This is a genomic window from Bradyrhizobium sp. BRP23 (genome assembly GCF_020194135.1).
GTDB classification, from domain to species: Bacteria; Pseudomonadota; Alphaproteobacteria; order Rhizobiales; family Xanthobacteraceae; genus Bradyrhizobium; species Bradyrhizobium yuanmingense.
The window spans coordinates 1-21,102 of record NZ_JADYVW010000028.1 but is presented as its reverse complement, the minus strand read 5'-3'; the positions used below and the strand labels follow the sequence as shown (position 1 = coordinate 21,102).

The following is a 21,102-nucleotide window of genomic DNA, read 5'->3' as shown; positions in this document are numbered from 1 at the left end:
TCAAGGGAGCTGCGCGGGGCGGGGTGTCCGGTTCTCTGCCTGCAGCCAAACCCATCAGTTCCCCCGCGAGGAACGATTGCAGCCCCGCTTTATTGGTCCGTATCTTCAAGGCTTGATCAGGGCGTTGCCCAGGCCGCTCATCGAAGGATCAGTCGATGCGCATCCTTCTCGTCGGGGCTACAGGACTTATCGGATCGGCGATCCACGCCAGGCTGTCCGCCGAAGGACATGACTGCATCTTGGTGTCGCGTCATCCCGCGGCGGCGCACGATCCTCGCCACGTCGCGCTCGACGTCGCCCGGACCACCGATGTGTCGAAATGGAAGGGCCTTCTCGCCGGCGTCGATGCCGTGATCAATGCAGCGGGTGCGCTGCAGGGACAGGACATGCAAGGCGTTCATGTCGCCGGCAGCGCGGCACTCTATGCGGCCTGCGAGACCGCCGGGGTCCGCAGGGTCATCCTGTTCTCGGCAATCGGCAGCAATGTCGATGCGCTCAGCGATTTTTCCCGCACCAAGCGCGAGGGCGAAGCCGCCTTGATGGCGCGGGAGCTCGATTGGGTGGTGCTGCGGCCTTCTGTCGTGGTCGGCCGGCCCGCCTATGGTGGCAGCGCGCTGCTGCGCGGGCTGGCGGCGCTGCCGGTTCTGCCGGTCATGCCGGACACGGCGGCGATTCAACCGGTGCATCTCGACGACGTCGTTGAGACCGTGCTGTTCTTCCTGCAGCCCGGCGCGCCTTCACGGGTCGCGGTCGATCTGGCCGGCCCGCGGCGGATCGCCTTCAGCGATGCGGTCGCGCTGTTTCGCGCCTGGCTGCGCTGGCGCCCGGCCTATCGCCTGCAGCTGCCGCGCTGGGCGGCTTCATTTGCCTATCGTGCGGGCGACGTTGCGCAGATGCTGGGATGGCCAACGCCCATCAACACGACGGCACAGGCGGAAATGCGCCGCGGTGCGACCGGCGATCCCGAGCCCTGGCGTCGATTGACCGGCACTCCACCGCGCGATCTCGAAGTCGCGCTCGCACGCGAGCCTGCGTCGGTGCAGGAACGCTGGTTTGCACAGCTGTATGCGCTCAAGCCGCTGATCTTTGGCGTCTTCGGCGCGTTCTGGATCGCCACCGGCATCATCTCGCTGAGCGCGGGCTGGAATATCGGCATGTCGTTGCTGCTTGAAGGCGGGCTGCAAGGGAACGTCGCGGCGCTCGTCGTCACCGCGGGCGCGCTCGCCGACATCGTCATCGGCATCGCCATTCTCTGGCGACCTCTGAGCCGCTACGGACTCTGGGCCGCACTGATCATCTCGCTCACCTATGCCGTGATCGGCACCGTCCTGGTGCCGCGACTGTGGGCCGATCCGCTGGGACCGATGCTGAAGATCTGGCCGGTGATCATGCTCAACCTGGTCGCCATGGCCATCCGCGAGGATCGCTGATGCTCTACTTCCTCGTGAAGATGGCGCACATCATCGGCGCTGCCGTGCTGCTCGGCACCGGGGCCGGCATCGCCTTCTTCATGCTGGTGGCGCATCTGCGCGGCGACCCGCGCGAGATCGCGGGCGTCGCGCGGACGGTGGTGCTGGCCGACTTCCTGTTCACGGCGAGTGCCGTGATCCTGCAGCCGATCACCGGGACATGGCTCGCCTGGTCGAGCGGGTATTCCCTCGGCGACGGCTGGGTGGCGGCGTCGATTGCACTGTATCTCGTGATCGGCGCCTTCTGGCTGCCGGTGGTGTGGATGCAGATGCAAATGCGCGATCTCGCCGTCGCAGCGGTCGCGAGCAACGGCAAGCTGCCCGCCCGCTATCACCGTCTGTTCTGGTGGTGGTTCGCCTTCGGCTTTCCGGCGTTCGCGGCCGTGCTGATGATCTTCTGGCTGATGATCGCCCGTCCGGCCATTCCATACTGGGATTAGGTTCGCCTTCAGGACAACCCACCTGCCTGATCACCTAACCAGAGCGAGGCGCGTGGCCAGCGCACCCCGCTCTCCGTCGCCTCTCTACGGAGCCTTCACCTCGGCGCGGGCAGCTGCCGCGGCGTCCATCCCGGCCTGCTTGACTCGGTCCACAATCTCGGCGCCGGTATCGCTGATTTCCGAGACAACCGTGTCCGAGGCTTCGCGCATGGCCTGCGAGACCGCACCGGCGCGCCGGTTCAGGTCGGCCTTCACGTCGTCGCTGACGTCTCCGATATACTGGTTCTCGATCTCGGAGGCGCGGAACGCGCCCGCCACGGCCGCACCAATCGCGATGCCCACGACCCCCAGCACGAGCGGTTGCCGCTCCAGCATGTCCGCCAGTGACGACTTCGCACTCGTCATGGTGTCCTTGGTCGGAAGCGCATTGCTCAGCTTGCTGAATTGCTCCTGCGCGAAGGCGACGCCCTCGTCGAAACGATCCCGGACGCCCTCGGCGGCCTGCGAGACAGTATCGGAAGTGGCGGCGGTCGCGCCACGCAGGGTCTCCCCGAACCCTTGCGAGCCGTCGTTGTCCATTTCGGGGGCGGTCGGCGGCGCCACGGTCCGCTTGATCGCGGATGCTGCCGAGCTGAAGCCGCGCGTCCCTAAGTCGGCAACGGGTTCGACGGCCTCGGCAGCAGAACGCGCTACAGTCTTTAACTTCTGGTCGCCGGCCAATAGCCAAAGCGCGCCGCCTCCGATGAGGGCCGCGGCAAGCGGATTGTCCCTGGCGGCCGTTACCAGATTGTCGATAAAACCGGTTTTCGTGCTGCTCATCGCACCATTCCCTTCACGGTGTCCTTGTCTTTTTCCAGCTGGCCGATCGTTTCGCGGGGAGCCAGCTGACGCATATCAAGCCGGTTCATGCCCATGGCCACCAGCGCGGCGGCGATGGCCGCAGCGATGACTGCCGATGTCAGATATGACAGTGGCTGCGACCATCCTGCGGAGATCAATGCGGCCGAGAGGGCAAACAAGGCCATGACGATGGCCGGGATCACCAGAACGGCGCCGCCTACGATCAAGCCGACGGCGCCGCCGATCTTCTGGAGCTTCTCGCCAACTTCTGCCTTTGCCAGGTCGATCTCGTTCTGGAACAGCTTGGCGAACTGCGACATGGCATCGCCGAGCAGCGTCGAGATTTCCCTGAACTCGCTTTTGCTGGTTTTGATATCGCGCTCGATGCTCATGGTAACGTGCTGCCCTGGAAGGATGAGGATTGTTGCGTATGGGGGTTACGGGTCCCGGACTCCCGATTCCAGTTTTGCTCTCCCGCCGAAAACGGTCTCCCGCCCGACGTTTGCCCGCTCCCCGACGTGCTGCCGGGGGTGTTGCGCTGCCCTTGGGATGACGACTGTCCGCCCGATGCCTTCAGGAAGCGAACGGCCGCGAAGCCAGCCAGCACCGATATGCCAAGAAAGGCGGCCGGCTGACGTTTGGCGAAATCGGTCGCGCCTGCGACAAGATCTCGGAAGCTTCCGTCCCGAATCTTCTGGGCGGCATCCTCGACATAGTCCGCCGCCGAACCGATGCCGCGTGCGGCGAACGGTACGTCGCTCTCGAAAGCCCGTCCGGCCTCGCGGATGTTGGCCGCGAGGCGCTCGACGAAATCGGCGCCCGATCGCTGCTGTTCGCGCGCCTGGCTCTGAATCTGGTCCATGGTTCCGTCCGCGACGCCCTTTGCTGCATCCGCGGCCTCGCCGAACTTGTCTCGCGCGACGTCGGCCGATGCCCGGAACGCGTCGCCGGCGCGCTGCTTCATCTCCGCTCCGGCATCGCCGATCTGCTCTTTCATGTCCTTCGCGGTGCCCTTGTCCTGGTTCTTTGTGAACTGCTTCACGTTCTGCGGGTCCAAATCGCTCATGATGGTTTCCTTCAGGTGTTGGTTTGAGAGGGGCTAAAGGCAGCTTTGACCACGTCGTCCGCAGCCTCCTTCAGAGTGTCCGCCATGTTCTGCGTCATGCGGCTGGCATGGGTGCCGAGATCAGCATCGGCGACCCTTTGCACCGCAGCATCGGCCGCCGACGTGGTGGCGTCTTTCGCGGCCTCGAACCCGGATTGCGCCGCGGCGGCAGCAGCCTGCTTCACCTCGTCGCTCGTCCGGCCCATAACCTTAGCTTCGACCTTGGTCTCGGGAAGAGCAGCCGCAATGATGGCGCCGATCGCGATGCCCAGGCCGCCGATGAGCGCAGCATTGTCGCCAATGGCCTGCCGGGCCTGGTCAGGCGCGCTCGCGGCGGCATCCCTGGTTGCATTCATGCCACTCTTGAGCTTTTCACTCGCAAAACTGGCAGCACGCGCCGCGCTCTCCCGCAGATCGGCGGCAATGCCGGCGGCCTTCTCCTGCGCGTCATCAACCATGCCAGCGGTTCGGCTTTGCGCGGAGGATAGCGTCTCCTTGGCGTCACCCTGCATCGCCCGTGCGCTCTCGGCCACCCCCTCAAGCATGTGCCCGGCTTTGTCCAAGACCGGGCCGGTGACGTCTGCAGCACGATCGCGCACCGTCTTCGAGGTCAGAGCGAGTCCTGCGCCGATCATGAGAAGTGGCAACGGCGTACCTCGCACCAACCGAAGCAACGGAATGCCGACTGCGGCGCCCGCGGCGACTGCGCGCATCGGGTTGTCCATGATCTGTTGCTTGAGCCCTTCGACCCAGCTCTGGGTCTTGTGGCTGACGTATTCGGTAACTTCGGATTTGATGTGCTGCGGCGAGACCTTGTGGCGAATGTCCTCGGCGGTGTCCGATATCTGCTCCTTCAACCGTCCGACCGTTGCCGCCAGCTCGGCGCGGCTACGCTCGGACTCGCGTCTCAACTCCTCCACGGATCGTGTCATCGCGTTACCCTCTTGCCTTTGTTTCTTAGATTTGAGGTCGAACTCACGCTGTGTTGAATCGTTCCTCGCGCCGCTTGGGCGCTTGCCGGGACGACGATATGCGTGAAGCAGCGCAACGGCGCGCGACCTCGGCCGCCTAGCCATTGCTGGATGCGGAAGGGTTCGAAAGGTCTGCTCCGGGTCAAAACGCCGCACTGATGCGCGGCTCACCGCACCGCTTCAGCACCAGGAAGCAGGACCTGTCGTTGCTTACAGGCTACCCCGCCGCCGCCTTCGCGGGGGCCACGTTGATCGCCAGCTTGCCGTAGCGATCGGTGAAAGCCTCGGTATCGATCTCTTCCAGCTCGATCTCGCCGCTCATCACGCCCTGCTTCCAGGCCGCCTGCGCCGGATCGTTCTGGAACTCCGGCATCACCTCGCGGCCGAACAGCTCCAGCGACTCGCAGATATGCTCGTGGCTGTTCTTGCCGGCCTGGTTGAGCAGGATGACCTGGTCGATGTGCGAGGACTGGAAGCGCTTCAGCTTCCTTCGGATCGTGTCGGGTGAGCCGATCAGGCCGCCACGCAGCGCCGCCTCCTGGGCTTGCGGATTGTCGCGCTTCCACTTGTTGTACTCGTCCCACATGTTGACGGTGTAGGGCGCGGGGCGCTGGCGGTTCTGCGCGGCGCCGTAGAAGCGCAGCGCAAACTGGAAGAAGGTGGCGCCGTCGGCGCGGGCGCGCGCCTCTTCATCCGTCTTCGCGCACATGAAGAACGAGACCAGCGCCATGTTCGGATTGATCTCGTAGTCGGCGAGCTTGTGCAGCCGCTTGGTGATGGCGTTGTAATAGGCGTGCACCCAGGCATGCGCGGCATCGGCGCTGACGAACTGGAAGCCGAGCGCACCGAAGCCGTGGCGGCCGGCGCGCTCGATGGTCGGCAGCTGCGAGCAGGCCATCCACAGCGGCGGGTGCGGCTTCTGCACCGGCTTGGGCACGACGTTGCGCAAGGGGATGTCGAAATATTTGCCGTGATGCTCTGAGCCTGCGTCCTTGAACATCGGGAAGATGGCCGCGACCGCCTCCTCGAACACCTCCTTCTTGGTCTCCATGTCGCGGCCGAACGGCTCGAGCTCGGTGATCGAGGCGCTCTCGCCCATGCCGAACTCGCAGCGGCCGTTCGAGAGCAGATCCAGCACCGCGACGCGCTCGGCGACGCGCGCCGGATGGTTGGTGGTGAGCTGGAGGATGCCGTGGCCGAGCCGGATGTTCTTGGTGCGCTGGCTTGCGGCAGCCAGGAACGATTCCGGCGAGGGCGAGTGCGAATATTCTTCGAGGAAGTGATGCTCGACCACCCAGGCATGGTCGTAGCCGAGCTTGTCGGCGAGCTCCATCTGCGAGAGCGCATTCTGATAAAGGGCGAGTTCGTCGCCGGCCGCCCAGGGCCGCGGCAGCTGCAGCTCGTAGAAGATGCCGAACTTCATGGCGTCGCTCTCCCGCTTGTTGTTGTTAACGGCATCTTAATGCGCGAGGCGACGCTGTCTACGGATGCGCAATTCCGCCACGTGGGAGACGATCCATCCTCCGGCGCAGCGAGAGGCAGCCAACCGACATTGATCCAAATCAACGCGCTGTCGGGTGGAACGTATCTAAAGTGCAGCAAGGCGACGGCCCGGATGCCGTCACGATTCCCCACAGCTTCAAGAGACCGAATATGTCGGCCCCTGACGACACGACGTCGCGCGTGCGCCGTAAGCGCATGGAGATTTTCGCCTTCCTGTTCCTGACCGCGATCGTGATGCCCGTCCTCGCGGTCGGGACGGTCGGCAGTTACGGGCTCGGCGTCTGGATCTACCAGATGTTCGCCGGCCCTCCCGGCCCGCCGCCCTCCCCGCATTGATCGGCAACTAGCGAAAGACAGGCATCATGGCTCACGCCACACTCAACCGCCGCGCCTTGATCACCGGCCGGGTGCTCAGCGCCGACCGCGTCATCGCGCCGCCGGGCGCCGAGATCGCCAGCATCATCGTGCAGGCGCGGCCCGAACGCCTTGCCGAACTCGAAGCCGAGATTGCCGCGCTGCCCGGCTGCGAGATCCACGGCCGCGACGCGCGCGGAAAGCTCGTCGTCGTGGCTGAAGCGGCGGATGCCGGCAGCCTTGGCACCATGCTCAACACCATCCAGTCGCTGCCGAACGTCTATTCCGCAGCGCTCGTCTTCCACGCCATTGAAACCGCCTGAGTCAGGAAGAGCCATCATGACATCGCCGAAGCTCGACCGCCGCCAGATGCTCAAGCTCGAGGCCGCCGCGATCGCCGCGGCCGCCGCCGGCCTGCCGGCACCGGCGCTCGCCGCCAACCTCGCCGCCGAGCGGAAGGAGAGCGAATTGAAATGGGACAAGGCCGCCTGCCGCTTCTGCGGCACAGGCTGCTCGGTGATGGTCGCGACCAAGGACAACCGCGTCGTCGCCACCCATGGCGACATCAAGGCCGAGGTCAATCGCGGCCTCAACTGCGTCAAGGGCTACTTCCTCTCCAAGATCATGTACGGCCATGACCGGCTGACGCAGCCGATGCTGCGCAAGACGGGCGGCAAGTACGACAAGAACGGCGAGTTCACGCCCGTCACCTGGACCGAAGCCTTCGACATCATGGAGCTGAAGTGGAAGGAAGCGATCAAGAAGCGCGGCCCCAACGGCGTCGCCATGTTCGGCTCCGGCCAGTGGACGATCTGGGAAGGCTATGCCGCCGTCAAGCTGTTCAAGGCCGGCTTCCGCACCAACAACATCGATCCCAATGCGCGGCACTGCATGGCCTCGGCGGTCGCCGGCATGATGCGCACCTTCGGCATCGACGAGCCGGCCGGCTGCTACGACGACATCGAGGCCACCGATGCCTTCGTGCTGTGGGGCTCCAACATGGCGGAGATGCATCCGATCCTGTGGACGCGCATCGCCGACCGCCGGCTGTCCGCACCGCATGTCCGCGTCGCCGTGCTCTCCACCTTCGAGCACCGCTCGTTCGACCTCGCCGACATCGGCATGGTGTTCAAGCCGCACACCGACCTGTACATCCTCAACGCCATCGCCAACCACATCATCAAGACCGGTCGCGTCAACAAGGACTTCGTTGCCGCACATACCGTGTTCAAGCGCGGCCAGACCGACATCGGCTACGGCCTGCGGCCCGAGCATCCGCTGCAGAAGAAGGCGACGGGCGCGGCGAAACCCAACGACGCCACCGACATGAGCTATGACGAATTCGCCAAGTTCGTGTCGGAGTACACGCTGGAGAAAGCCGCCCAAATGTCGGGCGTGCCGCTGAACCGGCTCGAGGCGCTGGCCGAGTTGTATGCCGACCCGAAGACAAAAGTGGTCTCGTTCTGGACCATGGGCTTCAACCAGCACACCCGCGGCGTCTGGTGCAACAACCTCGTCTACAACATCCACCTTTTGACCGGAAAGATCTCCGCGCCCGGCAACAGCCCGTTCTCGCTGACCGGCCAGCCCTCGGCCTGCGGCACCGCGCGCGAGGTCGGCACCTTCTCGCACCGTCTGCCCGCGGACATGGTGGTGACCAACAAGAAGCATCGCGACCACACGGAGCAGATCTGGCAGCTGCCCGAAGGCACCATTCCGGACAAGCCGGGCGCGCACGCCGTGCTGCAAAGCCGGATGCTGAAGGACGGCCTGATCAACGCCTATTGGGTGCAGGTCAACAACAACCTGCAGGCCGGTCCCAACGTCAACGAGGAGATCTATCCAGGCTTCCGCAACCCCGACAATTTCATCGTGGTCTCCGATGCCTATCCAACCGTGACGGCGCTCGCCGCCGATCTGATCCTGCCCACCGCGATGTGGGTGGAGAAGGAAGGCGCCTACGGCAATGCCGAGCGGCGCACCCAGTTCTGGCACCAGCTCGTCCCCGCGCCGGGCGATTCGAAGTCGGATCTCTGGCAACTCATGGAGTTCTCCAAGCGCTTTAGAATCGAGGAGGTCTGGCCCGCGGAGCTGATCGCCAAGAAGCCGGAATATCGCGGCAAGACCCTGTTCGACGTGCTCTACAAGAATGGCCAGGTCGACAAATTCCCGGTCACCGATATCGAGCCGGGCTATGCCAACGACGAATCCAAGGCGTTCGGCTTCTACGTCCACAAGGGCCTGTTCGAGGAATATGCTCAGTTCGGCCGCGGCCATGGCCACGACCTCGCGCCGTTCGACACCTATCACCGGGAGCGCGGCCTGCGCTGGCCCGTCGTCAACGGCCAGGAGACCAAGTGGCGCTTCCGCGAAGGCAGCGACCCCTACGTCAAGCAGGGCACCAACGTGCAGTTCTACGGCCATGCCGACGGCAAGGCCCGCATCTTCGCGCTGCCCTACGAGCCGCCGGCGGAATCGCCCGACAACGAATATCCCTACTGGCTCTCGACCGGCCGCGTGCTGGAGCACTGGCATTCCGGCACCATGACGCGCCGCGTGCCCGAACTGTTCAAGGCTTTTCCAGAAGCGGTCTGCTTCATGCATCCGGACGATGCGCAGGAGGCGAAGCTGCGCCGCGGCGACGAGGTGAAGGTGGTCTCCCGCCGCGGCTTCATCCGCGCCCGCGTCGAGACGCGCGGCCGCGACCGGCCGCCGCGCGGCCTCGTCTTCGTGCCGTGGTTCGACGAATCCAAGCTGATCAACAAGGTGACGCTCGACGCCACCGATCCGATCTCGCTGCAGACCGACTTCAAGAAATGCGCCGTGCGCATCGAGCGGGTGAACATGTCATGATGAAACGATCCGCAATCATCCTGCTCGCCTTCGCGATCGCAGCCGGCACAAGCTCGCTGACGGCGCAGACCGTGAGCTCCGGCCTGCGCGGCCCGACCCCGCTCAACGACGAGGGCCCGGCGCCGCCGATGCTGCCGAACCGCAACACCTCCGAGAAGGAGGTGCGCAACTATCCGGAGCAGCCGCCCGTCATCCCGCACAATATCGACGGCTATCAGGTCGATCTCAACGGCAACAAATGCCTGTCCTGCCATGCACGGGCGCGCACGGCGGAGTCGCAGGCGCCGATGGTGTCGATCACGCACTTCATGGATCGCGACGGCCAGTTCCTGGCCTCGGTCTCGCCGCGCCGCTTCTTCTGCACCGAATGCCACGTGCCGCAGAACACCGCCAATCCGCCGGTCAGCAACGATTTCACCGACATCGACACGCTGCTGTCGCGCGCAAGCCCGGGTGGCCGCAGATGACGACGACTGCCGACGATCCCAACGCGGAGCTGAATGCCAAGCGCGGCGTCATCGCGCGCAGCCGGGCGTTCCTGCTCGAGCTGTGGCAGGTGCTGACCCGGCCGAGCTCGGTGTTCGCGCTCGGCACCCTGGTGCTGGCCGGTTTCGTCGCCGGAGTGATCTTCTGGGGCGGCTTCAACACCGCGCTGGAGATCACCAACACCGAGAAGTTCTGCACCGGCTGCCACGAGATGAAGGACAATGTCTACGCCGAGCTGAAGTCGACCGTCCACTTCACCAACCGCTCCGGCGTGCGCGCGACCTGCCCGGACTGCCACGTGCCGCACAACTGGACCGACAAGATCGCGCGAAAGATGCAGGCCTCCAAGGAGGTCTGGGGCAAGATCTTCGGCACGATCGACACCCGCGAGAAATTCCAGGATCACCGGCTCGAGCTCGCCGCGCACGAATGGGCGCGCTTCAAGGCCAACGACTCGCTGGAATGCCGCAACTGCCACAGCGCCGATTCCATGGACATCACGAAGCAGTCGCCGCGGGCCTCGGTGGCGCACCAGCGCTTCCTGTTCACCAAGGAAAAGACCTGCATCGACTGCCACAAGGGCATCGCCCACCAGCTGCCCGACATGCGCGGCGTTCCCGGCTGGCAGTAGGGTTTGGCGACGCCTGAGTGAACGCCTCGTCCTTCGAGATGGCTGCTTCGCAGCCTCCTCAGGATGAGGCTCAACGGCATCTTGCCCGCCAAAAATGCCGCCGCGCACTCAGCCCTCATCCTGAGGGCCCGCCAAAGGCGGGCGTCTCGAAGGATGGCGGCCGGGAACGGACTTCAAATGCGACGGGCCCGCGCTTGAACCAGCGGGGCGAATGGTTAGTTTGGGGGAAGGCGAATCGCCTCATTCGCCGCTCCCTCAAGACAGACATGGCCACTTTCACCCCGCATCAGGATGCTGCGCTCAAGGCCGTCGGCGACTGGCTCAAGGCCAAGCCGGGACGGGGCGGCACGCCGCCGGTGTTCCGCCTGTTCGGCTTTGCCGGCACCGGCAAGACCACGTTGGCGCGGCACATCGCCGAGGGCGTCGACGGCGAGGTGAAGTTCGCCGCCTTCACCGGCAAGGCGGCCCTCGTCATGCGCAACAAGGGCTGCGACGGCGCCTCCACCATCCATTCGCTGATCTACCGCGCCCGCGAATCCGGCGAGGAGCAGCCGAGCTTCGAATTGTGGGACGATGCGCCGGCGTCGAAGGCGAAGCTGATCGTAATCGACGAATGCTCGATGGTCGATGCCGAATTGGGGCGCGACCTGATGTCGTTCGACTGTCCGCTGCTGGTGCTCGGCGATCCCGCGCAGTTGCCTCCGATCCAGGGCGGCGGCTTCTTCACCAATTCCGAGCCGGACGCGATGCTGACCGAGGTGCATCGCCAGGCCCAGGACGATCCGATCGTGCGGATGTCGATGGACGTCCGCGAGGGACGCGAGCTCGACATTGGCCGTTACGGCGAGAGCGAGGTCGTCTCGCGCAAGGAGCTCGATCCCGATCGCGTCATGGGCGCCGACCAGATCCTGGTCGGCCGCAACAACACGCGCCGCGCCTACAACATGCGGGTGCGCCAGCGCCAGAACATCGAGGACCAGTTCCCGGTCGCCGGCGACAAGCTGGTGTGCCTGCGCAACAACCGCAAGAAGGGCCTGTTCAATGGCGGCCTGTGGCGCGTCAAGTCGCGCAACACCTCGCGATCGAAATCGCGCATCCTCTCAATGCGGTTGTCGCCGGATGAGGATTTCGGTCACAAGGTGACCAAGGTCTCAGTGCGCGCTGATTGCTTCGAGGGCGGCGTCGAGCAGATCGCTTGGGAGCAGCGCAAGCCCTATGACGAGTTCGACTACGGCTACGTCCTGACCGTGCACAAATCGCAGGGCTCGCAATGGGACGACGTCGTGCTGTTCGACGAGAGCTTTGCGTTCCAGGATTCGCGGGCGCGGTGGCTCTATACCGGCATCACGCGTGCCGCGAAACGGCTGAGCGTGGTGGTATGAAGCTGCCGTAGCGCGGATGAGCGTAGCGATATCCGCCGCTTGTAGCTGCGCTCATCCGGGCCACGGACCCGCACAATGAGCAGCCACGACGAGGTGCGTTCACCGCCCGCTAGGCTTTGTGCTGTATCAGCTTGCGATCTGCCTCGGAGTGGAACGCATGACCTCTCGCGCGACAAAGCCTGATGACCTCGATCGCCGGCTCGATGATGTTGCAGTGAGCCGCCGGAGCTTCCTCAAGTCCGGAAGCGCGGCAGCGGGCCTTGCGCTCTCGAGCACAATTCCGGACACCGCTTTTGCATTGCCGGCGCAGGTACGACGCACGGATGCGGGCAAGCCTGTGCGCGTCTCCAAGGAACGGCTCAATACGCTGGCCGCAAAGTTCTATGCCGTCTTCAACGAAGGCAATATCCTGCCAGCTGCCTTTCCCGAAAGATATGCGGCACGAAACGACGTGGAGCTGCGGCGCATCGTCACCTCCACGCGCATCCCGGATATCGGAGAACGCGTCAAGGTCAGCGGCCTGCTTGCGGTTCCGGTCGGCGCGCGCGGCACCTTGCCGCTCCTGTCATGGCAGCACGGCACGATCCTCTCCTTCGATCAGGTCCCGTCGAACCTGCTGCGGCTGAAGGACGAAAATTACGAGCTGCGCGACAATGTCGATTCGATCGAGACCCTGTTCAATATTCAGCGCTTCGCCGGCAACGGCTATGCGGTCGTCGCGGCCGATTATGTCGGCAAGGGCCCTTATCGCAACGGTCGGAGCGAAGCCTATGCCGTGAAGGGCGCGACGGTGCAATGCTGCCTCGACATCCTGACGGCAGGGTTGCACGAATTGCGGACACTGAGCCTGCGCCAATCAAACCTGTTCCTGAACGGTTGGTCGCAAGGCGCCTTGAACACGCGGTGGCTGAAACAGGAGCTGCAGCGCCGCGGCATCAAGGTGCGGGCGACCGCCACACAGAGTCCGTTCAATGATCTCGCCGAGAGCTTTCACTATTGGACGAACCCCACGGCCTATATTCCGGCCTCGGAAACCTCCTACCCGATGCCGCCGGCCTGGATCACACCCTGCCTGATCGTCCTGCTCGGCAGCTATCGCCGCTACTACGGGCTGACCGACTTATTCAAGACGGCGGTCAAGCTCCAATATCAAGCCTTCGCGGAGAAATACTGGTCCGATTACAGCCTCGAGGGCGAGATCGCGAAGAGCATTCCGCCCGCCGGCGATTTCCTGGTCGAAGGCTTCTTCGATCGCTTCACCAACGAGACCAACAGCGCATTGCTGCGCCGCCTTGGTGGCAATGGTGCGACGTACTGGCAGTACGATTCCCCGATCAGATTTTACTACGGGCTGGCCGATGAGGCGCTGCATCCCCGGCTGGTGCGGCCCGCAATCGCCGCCGGTGGGCATTTCGCCGCGGGCGTCGCGGTCAATGGCGCAAGCCATCGCGGCACGTTCCTGTCGAGCCTCTATGGCGAAGCGGCCGTTCTGAACGGACACGCGACGGCGTTCGACTGGTTCAATTCGCTGGCGTGAGCGCGGCTACTTCCCCGCGACGAAGTAAAAATCTTCCCGCCCTGGCGGCGACCCATACGTGAACGGCTGCTGCTCGTGCCTGGTCGCGGCCCAGACGTCGTCGCGCACGATGTCGAACAATTTTCGGATCTCGACCTTCGGCTGCTTGATCTCGCGCGCGAGCGCGGTGGCGAACGGGCTGTTGGGGCTACCATCGCCATCCATCGCGGTCTGGCCGTGCTTGGCGGCGTAGACCACCATGAAGCCCGCACCTGGCTCGATGTTGGAAAAGCCCTTCTCGACCAGCTTCAGCGACAGCGTGCGCTGCATGGCTGGCGCGAACGGATTGTCGCGGCAGGCATCGAGGACCACGAGGCGCACTTTTCGCGCCGCGCCGACCGCGGCGATCACCTGCTCGAGCGCGACGGCCTCGGTCTCGGCGTCCTTGTCGGCGGTGAGCTTGGCGTCGACCGGAACGAGATAGTTCACCCCGCCGATCTCGAAACCATGGCCGGCATAATACACCATGGCCCAATCGGCCTTTTCCGCTTCCTCGGCGAAGGCCTTCAGCGTCTGGAAAAACGCATCGCGGGTGAGGTCCCTGGTGTCCATCACGGTCTGGAAGCCGAGGTCGCGCAGCACGCCGGCGATCAGCTTCGAGTCGCGCGGCGGATTTGGCAACGCATGGACGTTCTTGTAGGCGCCGTTGCCGACCACCAGCGCGACGCGACGGCCGGTCGTCGCGCTCGCCGCCTCCTTCGGCGTCAGGGCGGCGAGCCGCTCCTGCGCCATGGCGCGGGCGCGCGCAACCTCGGTCTCGTCGAACCTCGTCAGCGAATAGGCGGCGGCGCGATAATCGGCGCGGGCCTGCGCGAGATCCTTCCTGCGCTCGTAGATCTGGCCGCGGCCGGAATGGGCGCGGACATTGTTCGGGTTGATCTGGATGACCGTGTTGTAATCCTTCAGCGCGGCGTCGAGATCGCCCTTCATCATGTTGACGTCGGCGCGGCTGTTGATCGCGAACGCGTTCCTGGGCTGCTTTTCGATCAGGCCATTGCAATCGGCCAGGGCGCGGTCGAACTTGCCCATCATGCCGTAAGTGACGCAGCGGTTGCCGGCGATCTGCGGCGCAGCCGCATCAATCTTCTCGGCCTCGGCGAAATCGGCGATGGCGCCGTCGAAATCCTTCAACAGCGTGCGCGCGCGGGCGCGATTGGTCCAGGCGAGCAGGAATTTCGGGGTGTACTTGATCGACAGGCTGAAATCGTCGATCGCGCTCTGCAGCGCGCCGCGGCGCGCGTGGATGACGCCGCGGTTGTTGTAGGGAACGCCATAGGCCGGGCGTTTCCGGAGCGCGAGATTGTAGTCGGCCATCGCGAGATCCTCCTGCCCGCTCCGCTCATAGGCGAGGCCGCGCAGGTTGAGCGCGACGACGTTGTCGGGATCGAGGTCGATGGCCATGGACAGCGTCTCGATCGCGTGGACATGGTCGCGCTTGTTGAGCAGGACATTGCCACGCGCGGACAGGGCGATCGCCTTGTCCTTGGCGGTGAGGCGATCGGCGCTCAGCAGATTCTCGCAGGCGGCGGCGCGGGCCTGCAGCTCAGCCTGGCGGTCGCGGCACAAAGCGAGATCGTCGCCGGCTCGGGGATCGGCCGCGGCAAAGCAAGTGCCGGCGGCGAGGACGGCCAGGATCAGGAGTACGACGCGCAGCATATTGTCAGGCCAGCTCCAGCCACCATTTGGTCGATCACCGATCGCGCCGGTTCATCTAGCGCGGAGTTCCGCATCCCGCCAAGCCGGCCCGTCGCCGCGTCAGCCGCGTCCTCACGGTCTCGTGTCCGCCCCGGCGTAACAATCTGCGGTACGGCCCGTATCTCGGATGATGCGAAAACGCGGCCGGGCAGGCTGTTCGCCCGGTCCCGACCGCCCTAGACTGTCAGCCCTTCCGAAAGAGGATGCCATGCGCCGAACCGCCCTCGCCACCCTGCTCGCCGCAACCACCGCCCTGACGCTGGCTTTCGTGATGCCGTCGCGGGCCGCGGAGGAGGCGGTCGTGATCCCAGCCCCTACATTGGACGCGGCGCCCGCGAGCGGCGTCCAGACCGCCGTGCTCGCCGGCGGCTGCTTCTGGGGCGTGCAAGGCGTCTTCCAGCACACCGCAGGCGTGGTCAACGCGGTCTCCGGCTATGCCGGCGGCACCAAGGCGACCGCCGATTACAAGACCGTGTCGAGCGGCCGCTCCGGCCATGCCGAGGTGGTCGAGATCAAGTACGACCCGAAGAAGATCTCCTACGGCAAGATCCTGCAGATCTACTTCTCGGTGGTGCACGACCCGACCCAGCTCAACCGCCAGGGTCCCGACGTCGGCCCGCAATATCGCTCGGCCATCTTCACCACGTCGGACGAGCAGAAGAAGATCGCGGAGGCCTATATTGCCCAGCTCAACGGCGCCAAGGTGTTCAACAAGCCGATCGTGACCAAGATCGGCGCGCTGGAGGCGTTCTATCCGGCGGAGGCCTATCACCAAGATTATCTGACGCTGCACCCGAACCAGCCCTACATCGTCTATAACGACATCCCGAAGGTCGAGAACCTGAAAAAGCTGTTCGCGGATAACTACATCGAGAAGCCGACGCTGGTGAATGCCGGCAAGGCCACCAACTGATCGCGAGATCCCCAAAGCAACGGGAGACCCATGCCCGACACCAAGACGAAAGCGACCGACGACAAGGTCATCAAGAGTGAAGAGCAGTGGCGGCGCGAGCTGACGCCGATGCAATACGCCGTGCTGCGCGAGAAGGCGACCGAGCGTCCCTTCTCGGGCGAATATGAGCACGACCACCGTACCGGCACCTATGTCTGTGCCGGCTGCGGCAATGTGCTGTTCGAGTCGGATGCCAAGTTCGATTCCGGCTGCGGCTGGCCGAGCTTCACCCAGCCCGCAGTCGAGAGCCACATCGACGAGGAGCGGGACACCAGCCACGGCATGATCCGCACCGAGGTGCTCTGCTCCAAATGCAGCGGCCATCTCGGCCACGTCTTTCCCGACGGCCCCGGGCCGACCGGCCTGCGCTACTGCATCAATTCCGTGGCCCTGAAGCTCGAGCCCAAATAAACCCAAGCCCGCCGCCGGGTTCCCCCATGGAACCCGGCGGCGCGATGTGCTTTTCTGCTCTGGCGGTGCGGCCGATCATCGCATTTCGGTGGCCGCCAGGGAGGATGCCATGGCGCTTGGGACCATCCTGATCATCCTGGTGATCATCTATCTCGTCGGCGGCCTGTCCGGCCGGTTCGGCGGCTACGGCTATGGCCTTGGCCATTCCGGCATCGGGCTCGGCGGAGTCGTGCTGGTGATCCTGGTCGTGCTGCTGCTTCTTGGCAAAGTTTAAGCCATATAAGTCTTTGAAACATTGATAAGTTTCGTCTCCGCGGGGCTGCCATGCGCTGATTCATCATCTCGCATCGCGGGGGTCGCATTTTTGTCAAATCGGCCTATATTAGAGGGCGACAACGACATGCGGCGGGCCCGCTCGATTGCGGCCCCTGCCCTCCCCAACCCCACGCGCTTAAAGCCCCAGAGAAGATCACGAGGTCTTTGACCATGCGTCCACTGCGTCCGTTCAACTTCAACACCTCCGCCGAGCTCTTCCCCGCCGCCATCCGCAAGAAGAAGCGCGCGGGCTTCACCTATCGGCGGTTCGGCACTGCGGCCGAGGCCGTGCAGTTCGCGATGGAGCAGTTGCCGACGGACTCGCTGAACGGCGCCTATCTCCAGGTCGAGGAAGCGCGCTTCGACCAGAACGGCATCCGCTCGCTGTACGAGAGCGATGCCTTCCCGCTGCCCCGCCGGCCCAAGCCGGCCCCGGCCGCGGAGACCGACGCCGACGCTGCGTAAGCTTTCGCAACAAAGTTCGATGTACGCAGAAGGCGCGATGGCCGAAAGGTCGTCGCGCCTTTTGTGTTTGGGGGCTTTCTCACCCGCTATCTCTCATCCGTCATTGCGAGCGCAGCGAAGCAATCCAGCGTCCCTCCGCGGAAAGATTCTGGATTGCTTCGCTGCGCTCGCAATGACGACGCAGGGAGATCGAGCGCATTGTCGACCAGTCGGACTCGCGGCGAGCGCTCTCAGCCAGGCTACATCCGCGGCTGCTTTTCCAGCCAGCGCTGGAGCAGGCGGACGTTGCGCGTGTTGGCGCGGAACATGACGTCGAAGGCGTCGCCCGCGAACGGGACGAGGCCGACCACGCCGTCAACCGCGACATTGCCGAGCATGCGCGCCGTGATGTGCCAGGGCGCGCCCAGCGCGCGGGCTTCGCGCACCAGCCACAGCGAGATCGCGGTGGTGATGACGTCGCCGACGACGGGAATCAATCCGATCAGCCCGTCGATGCCGTAGCGGATGTTGGTGCCGGGCAGGATGAAGGCGACGTCGAGCAGCTTGGCGATCGCCTCGAGCCGCGCGATCCGCTGCTCGCGCGTCAGATTGCCGAACGGGCTGCCTTGACCGAACTCGAAACGAAACTCGCGAAATCCCTGCTCCAAGCTTTCCGGCCTGATCTCGTGGCCGTCCTGGTCGATGATCGGGCCGCGCGCCTCGTCGCGCGAAAAGCGCGCATGCGAGCCGCTCCCGGAACGGGATTTGCGCGGAGCGAGGATGTCGTCGTCTTGCATGGCCATGGCCTTCAGTGAACGCGCCAGCGCGGCGGAGGTTGCGGCCGCGCCCGAACGCCGCGCGTCAGGTCGGCACCGGCGCCGCTTGCGGCTCCTCGACGTAGCGATGCACCAGCCAGGATGAAATCACCGCCGGCACGAAACCGACGAGCCCGTACAGGATGAACTGCACCGCGCCCGAATCCGGCCCGCGCGAGCTGTGGGTGAGCGAGGCCAGAGCGAAGGCGAACAGGCCGACCAGGAGCATCCGCAAGACCGGCCCAATCCGGCGGATGTGGATCAGGATGTCATCGACTGCGCCGATCATCAGCGCAGGCAAGAACCCGAACAGGTAGCTGTATTGGAGCGTCTTGAAGAACACCGCGAACAGCTTGCCGACCTCGCCGAGGTTGGTCTGGGCCCAATAGCCGGACTGGTAGGTCGTCGTCAGCAGCAGCAGGAACCCGCCGATGAATGGGACGACCAGCGCAAATACCAGATAGCGTTTCATCAAGCACCTCACACTCTGCAGGCGTTATAGCAGCGCAGCGGGAACCTTGAACAGCGGGCGCCGGGCTCCTTTAAGGGGAACAAGTGGCAAGGCGATGAGTTCATGCTGGACCTGAATTGACCCCTGGCAGACTGGAGCCGCCGATGGCCCGCAAATTTCTCCTGGCGACGATCGCGCTGGCGGCCCTGAGCAGCCTGCCGACGGCACCCGCGCTGGCCCAAGGCCATATGGGCACGCCGCAGGAGCGGCAGGCTTGCACGCGCGATGCCCAGCGCTTCTGCCGCAAGGACCTCGGCAATGACGGCGCGGTGCAGAGCTGCCTGCAAGCCAACCGGGCCAAGCTGTCGAAGTCCTGCAGCAAGGTGTTTCAGAGCCACGGCATGTGAGGACGGACCCATACCCGCGAACGGAGAGTGACGCCATGTTGCACGACGAAGAGCTCTCGATCCTGCGGGACATCAGCCAATCCGTTGCCTTTGCCGACGACCGGCATGGCAAGATGGGGCAATTGATCGCCGACGGCTACGTGATGAAAGACGGCGATCTGTTCGAACTGACGCCCAAGGGCGTTACCGCTGTCGAGGAGCACGCCGCCGCTCTCGGCGCGAGCGATGAGGAACAAGCGTCTCCGATCGGCTGATCTGATCGCGCGACGTGACTGGCGTGCAACAATTGCGAATTCCTTTGTGCCGGCCATTGCGGGCGCGTGACAATGGCGCATACTTCGCTCGGGCGGCGCAGCACTTTCGATTCGAGCATCAAGAAGTCGAGCGACCACACGCGGGATCGAAGCTCCCGATGTGAAGGCTGCGACATGCGGCAGATCAAGCCGCGTGCGGCGCCCCAAAACCAAGCGGCTCAAGCCTTAAGGGAACTCGGGGATCCATTCCACATGACACGCCTTCAGACCATCGCTTCGCTCTTCGCAGTCGCCACCACCTTCGCTCTCCAAACCTCACCCAGTTTCGCCTTCACGCAAGAAGCCCAGCAGATGTGCTCGGGTGACGCCATGCGGCTGTGCTCCAGCGAGATTCCCGACATCCCGCGGATCACCGCCTGCATGGTGCGGAACAAGGCGCAGGTCAGCCCCGGCTGCCGCGCCGTGATGGACCGCCAGCACGCCGCCGCCGCGGCATCGCGCAAGCGGGAAGCCGCGGCGCAGTAGTCCTCTCGGACGTCATTCCGGGGCGTGCGAAGCACGAGCCCGGAATCCATCGGGCGGCATGTGACGCGGTGAAATGGATTCCGGGTTCGCGCTACGCGCGCCCCGGAATGACAGAAGAGCCTCAATCGCCCCACTGCGCGAAGGCGTCGTTGAAGGCGCGCTCGCCGGGGGCGCCCTTCTCGATGGCGATGATGGCACGGCGCTGGTTGGCGTAGACCAGCGGCACGTCGAACCAGGAGCGCTCCTTCAGGAGCTGGACGTTGCGGGCGCGGTCGGCGTCGACATTGGAGAGGCCGACCAGGAAGAAGCCGTCGGTGACCTTGACCGCGAGGCCGGCGAGCGGCGTGCCGCGGGCCTGCTCGTTCGACTTCATCAAGATGCCCGGCACGTTGGAGACGCTGCCGCCGGGGAAATCCTGCGGCAGGATGAAGGTCAGCTCCGCCGTGTGGCTCGCCGGCAACGAGGAATCGGTGTTGCGGCGGAACGACATCGTCATCTTGAACTTGCGGTCGGGAATCTCGATGTCGGCGCGCACGGCGACGTCGGCCTTCTGGTTGCCCGAGGCCTTGATCGGCTCGAGCCGCCACACCACCGAGCCGACATATTGCTTGCCCTTCGGATCGGACGGATCCTCATCGTAGAGCACGACCTTCTGCGCCACCGGCGCGACCGGCTGGTCCGCCGAGGGCTGACCGACGCGATCGGGAATCTTGGGCTTGCTCTGCGGCTGCGCCGGGGTCGGCGTATCCGCAACTTGCGGCGCGGACGGCTTGAGAAAGCCGTTGACGATCTGGACCAGTTGCTTGCCCCAGAGGATGCCGGCGCCGACCAGGATGAGCACGATGCCGACGGCAATCGCGCTCTTGAACGGAAAGGCGGAGCCGGTGCGGGCGCGCTTCTTGACGTCGCGATCGGGGGCGATGCGCGGACGCGGCGACGGCGGCTGCGGCGCGTAGCGCTCGGCCTCCTCGATCGACTCGTCGTAGGAATAGGGCGCTTCGGTCTCGCCGGCGCGGTTTTCCAGACTCGGCTCCAGCCGGTCGAATTCCGGCGAGGGCGAGGGCACGTTGGCGTAGGTGCGGCGCGCGGCGCGGCTGGCCTGCGCGGCGGCACCGCCGAGATCGTTGGCGTCGGCCGTGATGTCACGGAAGCCGCGCACGCCGGGTGAGGACGGCAGCGGCGGCGGTGGGCCGACGTCGGGCGGACGCCGCCCACCCTGGCGA

General features: G+C 64.9%; 25 protein-coding genes. 16 read left to right on the top strand and 9 right to left on the bottom strand.

Annotated elements, in window-relative coordinates:
* Positions 1-155: 155 nt before the first annotated feature.
* Positions 156-1,430, top strand: coding sequence for an SDR family oxidoreductase (locus I6F24_RS36265; protein WP_225149210.1), 1,275 nt, complete (start codon positions 156-158; stop codon positions 1,428-1,430).
* Entirely contained in the window at positions 1,430-1,909 is a 480-nt protein-coding gene (locus tag I6F24_RS36260) for a DUF2269 domain-containing protein (protein ID WP_225126236.1), read from the top strand. The genes I6F24_RS36265 and I6F24_RS36260 overlap by 1 nt, the downstream gene beginning before the upstream one ends.
* An 84-nt stretch (positions 1,910-1,993) precedes the next feature.
* Here I6F24_RS36260 and I6F24_RS36255 read toward each other — a convergent pair whose 3' ends face one another.
* The 5 genes from I6F24_RS36255 to I6F24_RS36235 are packed head-to-tail and all read right to left on the bottom strand — an operon-like array spanning position 1,994 to position 6,248.
* Positions 1,994-2,728, bottom strand: a complete 735-nt coding sequence (locus I6F24_RS36255; protein WP_225149211.1) for a hypothetical protein — start codon at positions 2,726-2,728, stop codon at positions 1,994-1,996.
* Positions 2,725-3,141 (bottom strand): phage holin family protein, encoded by a 417-nt coding sequence (locus tag I6F24_RS36250; RefSeq protein ID WP_036022122.1) that lies wholly within the window; start codon positions 3,139-3,141, stop codon positions 2,725-2,727. The genes I6F24_RS36255 and I6F24_RS36250 overlap by 4 nt, the downstream gene beginning before the upstream one ends.
* Positions 3,138-3,815: a hypothetical protein gene (locus tag I6F24_RS36245; RefSeq protein WP_036022119.1), complete on the bottom strand. Its 678-nt coding sequence runs from the start codon at positions 3,813-3,815 to the stop codon at positions 3,138-3,140. Before I6F24_RS36245 ends, I6F24_RS36250 begins: the two co-directional genes overlap by 4 nt.
* An 11-nt stretch (positions 3,816-3,826) precedes the next feature.
* Positions 3,827-4,996 (bottom strand): DUF3618 domain-containing protein, encoded by a 1,170-nt coding sequence (locus tag I6F24_RS36240; protein WP_346656950.1) that lies wholly within the window; start codon positions 4,994-4,996, stop codon positions 3,827-3,829.
* A gap of 46 nt (positions 4,997-5,042) precedes the next feature.
* Positions 5,043-6,248 carry an LLM class flavin-dependent oxidoreductase gene (locus I6F24_RS36235; protein WP_225139231.1) on the bottom strand — a complete coding sequence of 402 codons (1,206 nt, stop codon included), beginning with the start codon at positions 6,246-6,248 and terminating at the stop codon, positions 5,043-5,045.
* A gap of 230 nt (positions 6,249-6,478) precedes the next feature.
* On the opposite strand from I6F24_RS36235, the gene napE reads away from it, so the two are divergent.
* The 7 genes from napE (at position 6,479) to I6F24_RS36200 (ending at position 13,571) form a co-directional block, all read left to right on the top strand.
* Entirely contained in the window at positions 6,479-6,664 is a 186-nt protein-coding gene (gene napE / locus I6F24_RS36230) for a periplasmic nitrate reductase, NapE protein (protein WP_018318384.1), read from the top strand.
* Positions 6,665-6,690: 26 nt separating this feature from the next.
* On the top strand, positions 6,691-7,005 hold the full coding sequence (locus I6F24_RS36225) for a chaperone NapD (protein WP_036022112.1): 315 nt from the start codon (positions 6,691-6,693) through the stop codon (positions 7,003-7,005).
* 16 nt (positions 7,006-7,021) lie between these two features.
* Entirely contained in the window at positions 7,022-9,535 is a 2,514-nt protein-coding gene (napA, locus tag I6F24_RS36220) for a nitrate reductase catalytic subunit NapA (protein WP_074447709.1), read from the top strand.
* A complete protein-coding gene (locus I6F24_RS36215; RefSeq protein ID WP_036022095.1) occupies positions 9,532-10,002 on the top strand; it encodes a nitrate reductase cytochrome c-type subunit in 471 nt (156 codons plus the stop codon). The genes napA and I6F24_RS36215 overlap by 4 nt, the downstream gene beginning before the upstream one ends.
* On the top strand, positions 9,999-10,652 hold the full coding sequence (locus tag I6F24_RS36210) for a NapC/NirT family cytochrome c (RefSeq protein WP_035998932.1): 654 nt from the start codon (positions 9,999-10,001) through the stop codon (positions 10,650-10,652). The genes I6F24_RS36215 and I6F24_RS36210 overlap by 4 nt, the downstream gene beginning before the upstream one ends.
* A gap of 266 nt (positions 10,653-10,918) precedes the next feature.
* Entirely contained in the window at positions 10,919-12,034 is a 1,116-nt protein-coding gene (locus I6F24_RS36205) for an ATP-dependent RecD-like DNA helicase (protein ID WP_035998929.1), read from the top strand.
* Between the two features lie 157 nt (positions 12,035-12,191).
* Entirely contained in the window at positions 12,192-13,571 is a 1,380-nt protein-coding gene (locus tag I6F24_RS36200; protein WP_050995845.1) for a lysophospholipase, read from the top strand.
* Between the two features lie 6 nt (positions 13,572-13,577).
* On the opposite strand, the gene I6F24_RS36195 is transcribed toward I6F24_RS36200, so the two are convergent.
* Positions 13,578-15,266, bottom strand: a complete 1,689-nt coding sequence (locus I6F24_RS36195) for a caspase family protein (protein ID WP_036022093.1) — start codon at positions 15,264-15,266, stop codon at positions 13,578-13,580.
* A gap of 247 nt (positions 15,267-15,513) precedes the next feature.
* On the opposite strand from I6F24_RS36195, the gene msrA reads away from it, so the two are divergent.
* From msrA to I6F24_RS36175, 4 genes are all read left to right on the top strand, one after another.
* On the top strand, positions 15,514-16,218 hold the full coding sequence (gene msrA, locus I6F24_RS36190; RefSeq protein ID WP_036022090.1) for a peptide-methionine (S)-S-oxide reductase MsrA: 705 nt from the start codon (positions 15,514-15,516) through the stop codon (positions 16,216-16,218).
* A 30-nt stretch (positions 16,219-16,248) separates the two neighbouring features.
* Positions 16,249-16,668, top strand: a complete 420-nt coding sequence (gene msrB, locus I6F24_RS36185) for a peptide-methionine (R)-S-oxide reductase MsrB (protein ID WP_036022087.1) — start codon at positions 16,249-16,251, stop codon at positions 16,666-16,668.
* Positions 16,669-16,777: 109 nt separating this feature from the next.
* Positions 16,778-16,942 (top strand): DUF3309 family protein, encoded by a 165-nt coding sequence (locus I6F24_RS36180; protein ID WP_036022085.1) that lies wholly within the window; start codon positions 16,778-16,780, stop codon positions 16,940-16,942.
* A gap of 212 nt (positions 16,943-17,154) precedes the next feature.
* Positions 17,155-17,448, top strand: a complete 294-nt coding sequence (locus tag I6F24_RS36175) for a hypothetical protein (RefSeq protein ID WP_024337713.1) — start codon at positions 17,155-17,157, stop codon at positions 17,446-17,448.
* Positions 17,449-17,687: 239 nt separating this feature from the next.
* On the opposite strand, the gene I6F24_RS36170 is transcribed toward I6F24_RS36175, so the two are convergent.
* Positions 17,688-18,230 (bottom strand): DUF4112 domain-containing protein, encoded by a 543-nt coding sequence (locus I6F24_RS36170; RefSeq protein ID WP_085972009.1) that lies wholly within the window; start codon positions 18,228-18,230, stop codon positions 17,688-17,690.
* A gap of 58 nt (positions 18,231-18,288) precedes the next feature.
* Positions 18,289-18,714 carry a DUF5413 family protein gene (locus I6F24_RS36165; protein ID WP_035998913.1) on the bottom strand — a complete coding sequence of 142 codons (426 nt, stop codon included), beginning with the start codon at positions 18,712-18,714 and terminating at the stop codon, positions 18,289-18,291.
* Between the two features lie 143 nt (positions 18,715-18,857).
* Here I6F24_RS36165 and I6F24_RS36160 point away from each other — a divergent pair, with 143 nt between their 5' ends.
* The 3 genes from I6F24_RS36160 (at position 18,858) to I6F24_RS36150 (ending at position 19,879) form a co-directional block, all read left to right on the top strand.
* Positions 18,858-19,100: a hypothetical protein gene (locus I6F24_RS36160; RefSeq protein ID WP_036022082.1), complete on the top strand. Its 243-nt coding sequence runs from the start codon at positions 18,858-18,860 to the stop codon at positions 19,098-19,100.
* 35 nt (positions 19,101-19,135) lie between these two features.
* Positions 19,136-19,354 carry a hypothetical protein gene (locus I6F24_RS36155; RefSeq protein ID WP_036022080.1) on the top strand — a complete coding sequence of 73 codons (219 nt, stop codon included), beginning with the start codon at positions 19,136-19,138 and terminating at the stop codon, positions 19,352-19,354.
* A gap of 252 nt (positions 19,355-19,606) precedes the next feature.
* A complete protein-coding gene (locus I6F24_RS36150; protein WP_036022099.1) occupies positions 19,607-19,879 on the top strand; it encodes a hypothetical protein in 273 nt (90 codons plus the stop codon).
* A gap of 121 nt (positions 19,880-20,000) precedes the next feature.
* Here the strand turns inward: I6F24_RS36150 and I6F24_RS36145 are convergent.
* The coding region (locus I6F24_RS36145) for a hypothetical protein (RefSeq protein ID WP_225156582.1) at positions 20,001-21,102 on the bottom strand (1,102 nt) is incomplete at its 5' end.

Bases quoted from the DNA above. Each gene is read 5' to 3' on its own strand.
- I6F24_RS36265 (WP_225149210.1), top strand. From the start codon at position 156: ATGCGCATCCTTCTCGTCGGGGCTACAGGACTTATCGGATCGGCGATC.
- I6F24_RS36260 (WP_225126236.1), top strand. From the start codon at position 1,430: ATGCTCTACTTCCTCGTGAAGATGGCGCACATCATCGGCGCTGCCGTG.
- I6F24_RS36255 (WP_225149211.1), bottom strand. From the start codon at position 2,728: ATGAGCAGCACGAAAACCGGTTTTATCGACAATCTGGTAACGGCCGCC.
- I6F24_RS36250 (WP_036022122.1), bottom strand. From the start codon at position 3,141: ATGAGCATCGAGCGCGATATCAAAACCAGCAAAAGCGAGTTCAGGGAA.
- I6F24_RS36245 (WP_036022119.1), bottom strand. From the start codon at position 3,815: ATGAGCGATTTGGACCCGCAGAACGTGAAGCAGTTCACAAAGAACCAG.
- I6F24_RS36235 (WP_225139231.1), bottom strand. From the start codon at position 6,248: ATGAAGTTCGGCATCTTCTACGAGCTGCAGCTGCCGCGGCCCTGGGCG.
- napE (WP_018318384.1), top strand. From the start codon at position 6,479: ATGTCGGCCCCTGACGACACGACGTCGCGCGTGCGCCGTAAGCGCATG.
- I6F24_RS36225 (WP_036022112.1), top strand. From the start codon at position 6,691: ATGGCTCACGCCACACTCAACCGCCGCGCCTTGATCACCGGCCGGGTG.
- napA (WP_074447709.1), top strand. From the start codon at position 7,022: ATGACATCGCCGAAGCTCGACCGCCGCCAGATGCTCAAGCTCGAGGCC.
- I6F24_RS36215 (WP_036022095.1), top strand. From the start codon at position 9,532: ATGATGAAACGATCCGCAATCATCCTGCTCGCCTTCGCGATCGCAGCC.
- I6F24_RS36210 (WP_035998932.1), top strand. From the start codon at position 9,999: ATGACGACGACTGCCGACGATCCCAACGCGGAGCTGAATGCCAAGCGC.
- I6F24_RS36205 (WP_035998929.1), top strand. From the start codon at position 10,919: ATGGCCACTTTCACCCCGCATCAGGATGCTGCGCTCAAGGCCGTCGGC.
- I6F24_RS36200 (WP_050995845.1), top strand. From the start codon at position 12,192: ATGACCTCTCGCGCGACAAAGCCTGATGACCTCGATCGCCGGCTCGAT.
- I6F24_RS36195 (WP_036022093.1), bottom strand. From the start codon at position 15,266: ATGCTGCGCGTCGTACTCCTGATCCTGGCCGTCCTCGCCGCCGGCACT.
- msrA (WP_036022090.1), top strand. From the start codon at position 15,514: ATGCGCCGAACCGCCCTCGCCACCCTGCTCGCCGCAACCACCGCCCTG.
- msrB (WP_036022087.1), top strand. From the start codon at position 16,249: ATGCCCGACACCAAGACGAAAGCGACCGACGACAAGGTCATCAAGAGT.
- I6F24_RS36180 (WP_036022085.1), top strand. From the start codon at position 16,778: ATGGCGCTTGGGACCATCCTGATCATCCTGGTGATCATCTATCTCGTC.
- I6F24_RS36175 (WP_024337713.1), top strand. From the start codon at position 17,155: ATGCGTCCACTGCGTCCGTTCAACTTCAACACCTCCGCCGAGCTCTTC.
- I6F24_RS36170 (WP_085972009.1), bottom strand. From the start codon at position 18,230: ATGGCCATGCAAGACGACGACATCCTCGCTCCGCGCAAATCCCGTTCC.
- I6F24_RS36165 (WP_035998913.1), bottom strand. From the start codon at position 18,714: ATGAAACGCTATCTGGTATTTGCGCTGGTCGTCCCATTCATCGGCGGG.
- I6F24_RS36160 (WP_036022082.1), top strand. From the start codon at position 18,858: ATGGCCCGCAAATTTCTCCTGGCGACGATCGCGCTGGCGGCCCTGAGC.
- I6F24_RS36155 (WP_036022080.1), top strand. From the start codon at position 19,136: ATGTTGCACGACGAAGAGCTCTCGATCCTGCGGGACATCAGCCAATCC.
- I6F24_RS36150 (WP_036022099.1), top strand. From the start codon at position 19,607: ATGACACGCCTTCAGACCATCGCTTCGCTCTTCGCAGTCGCCACCACC.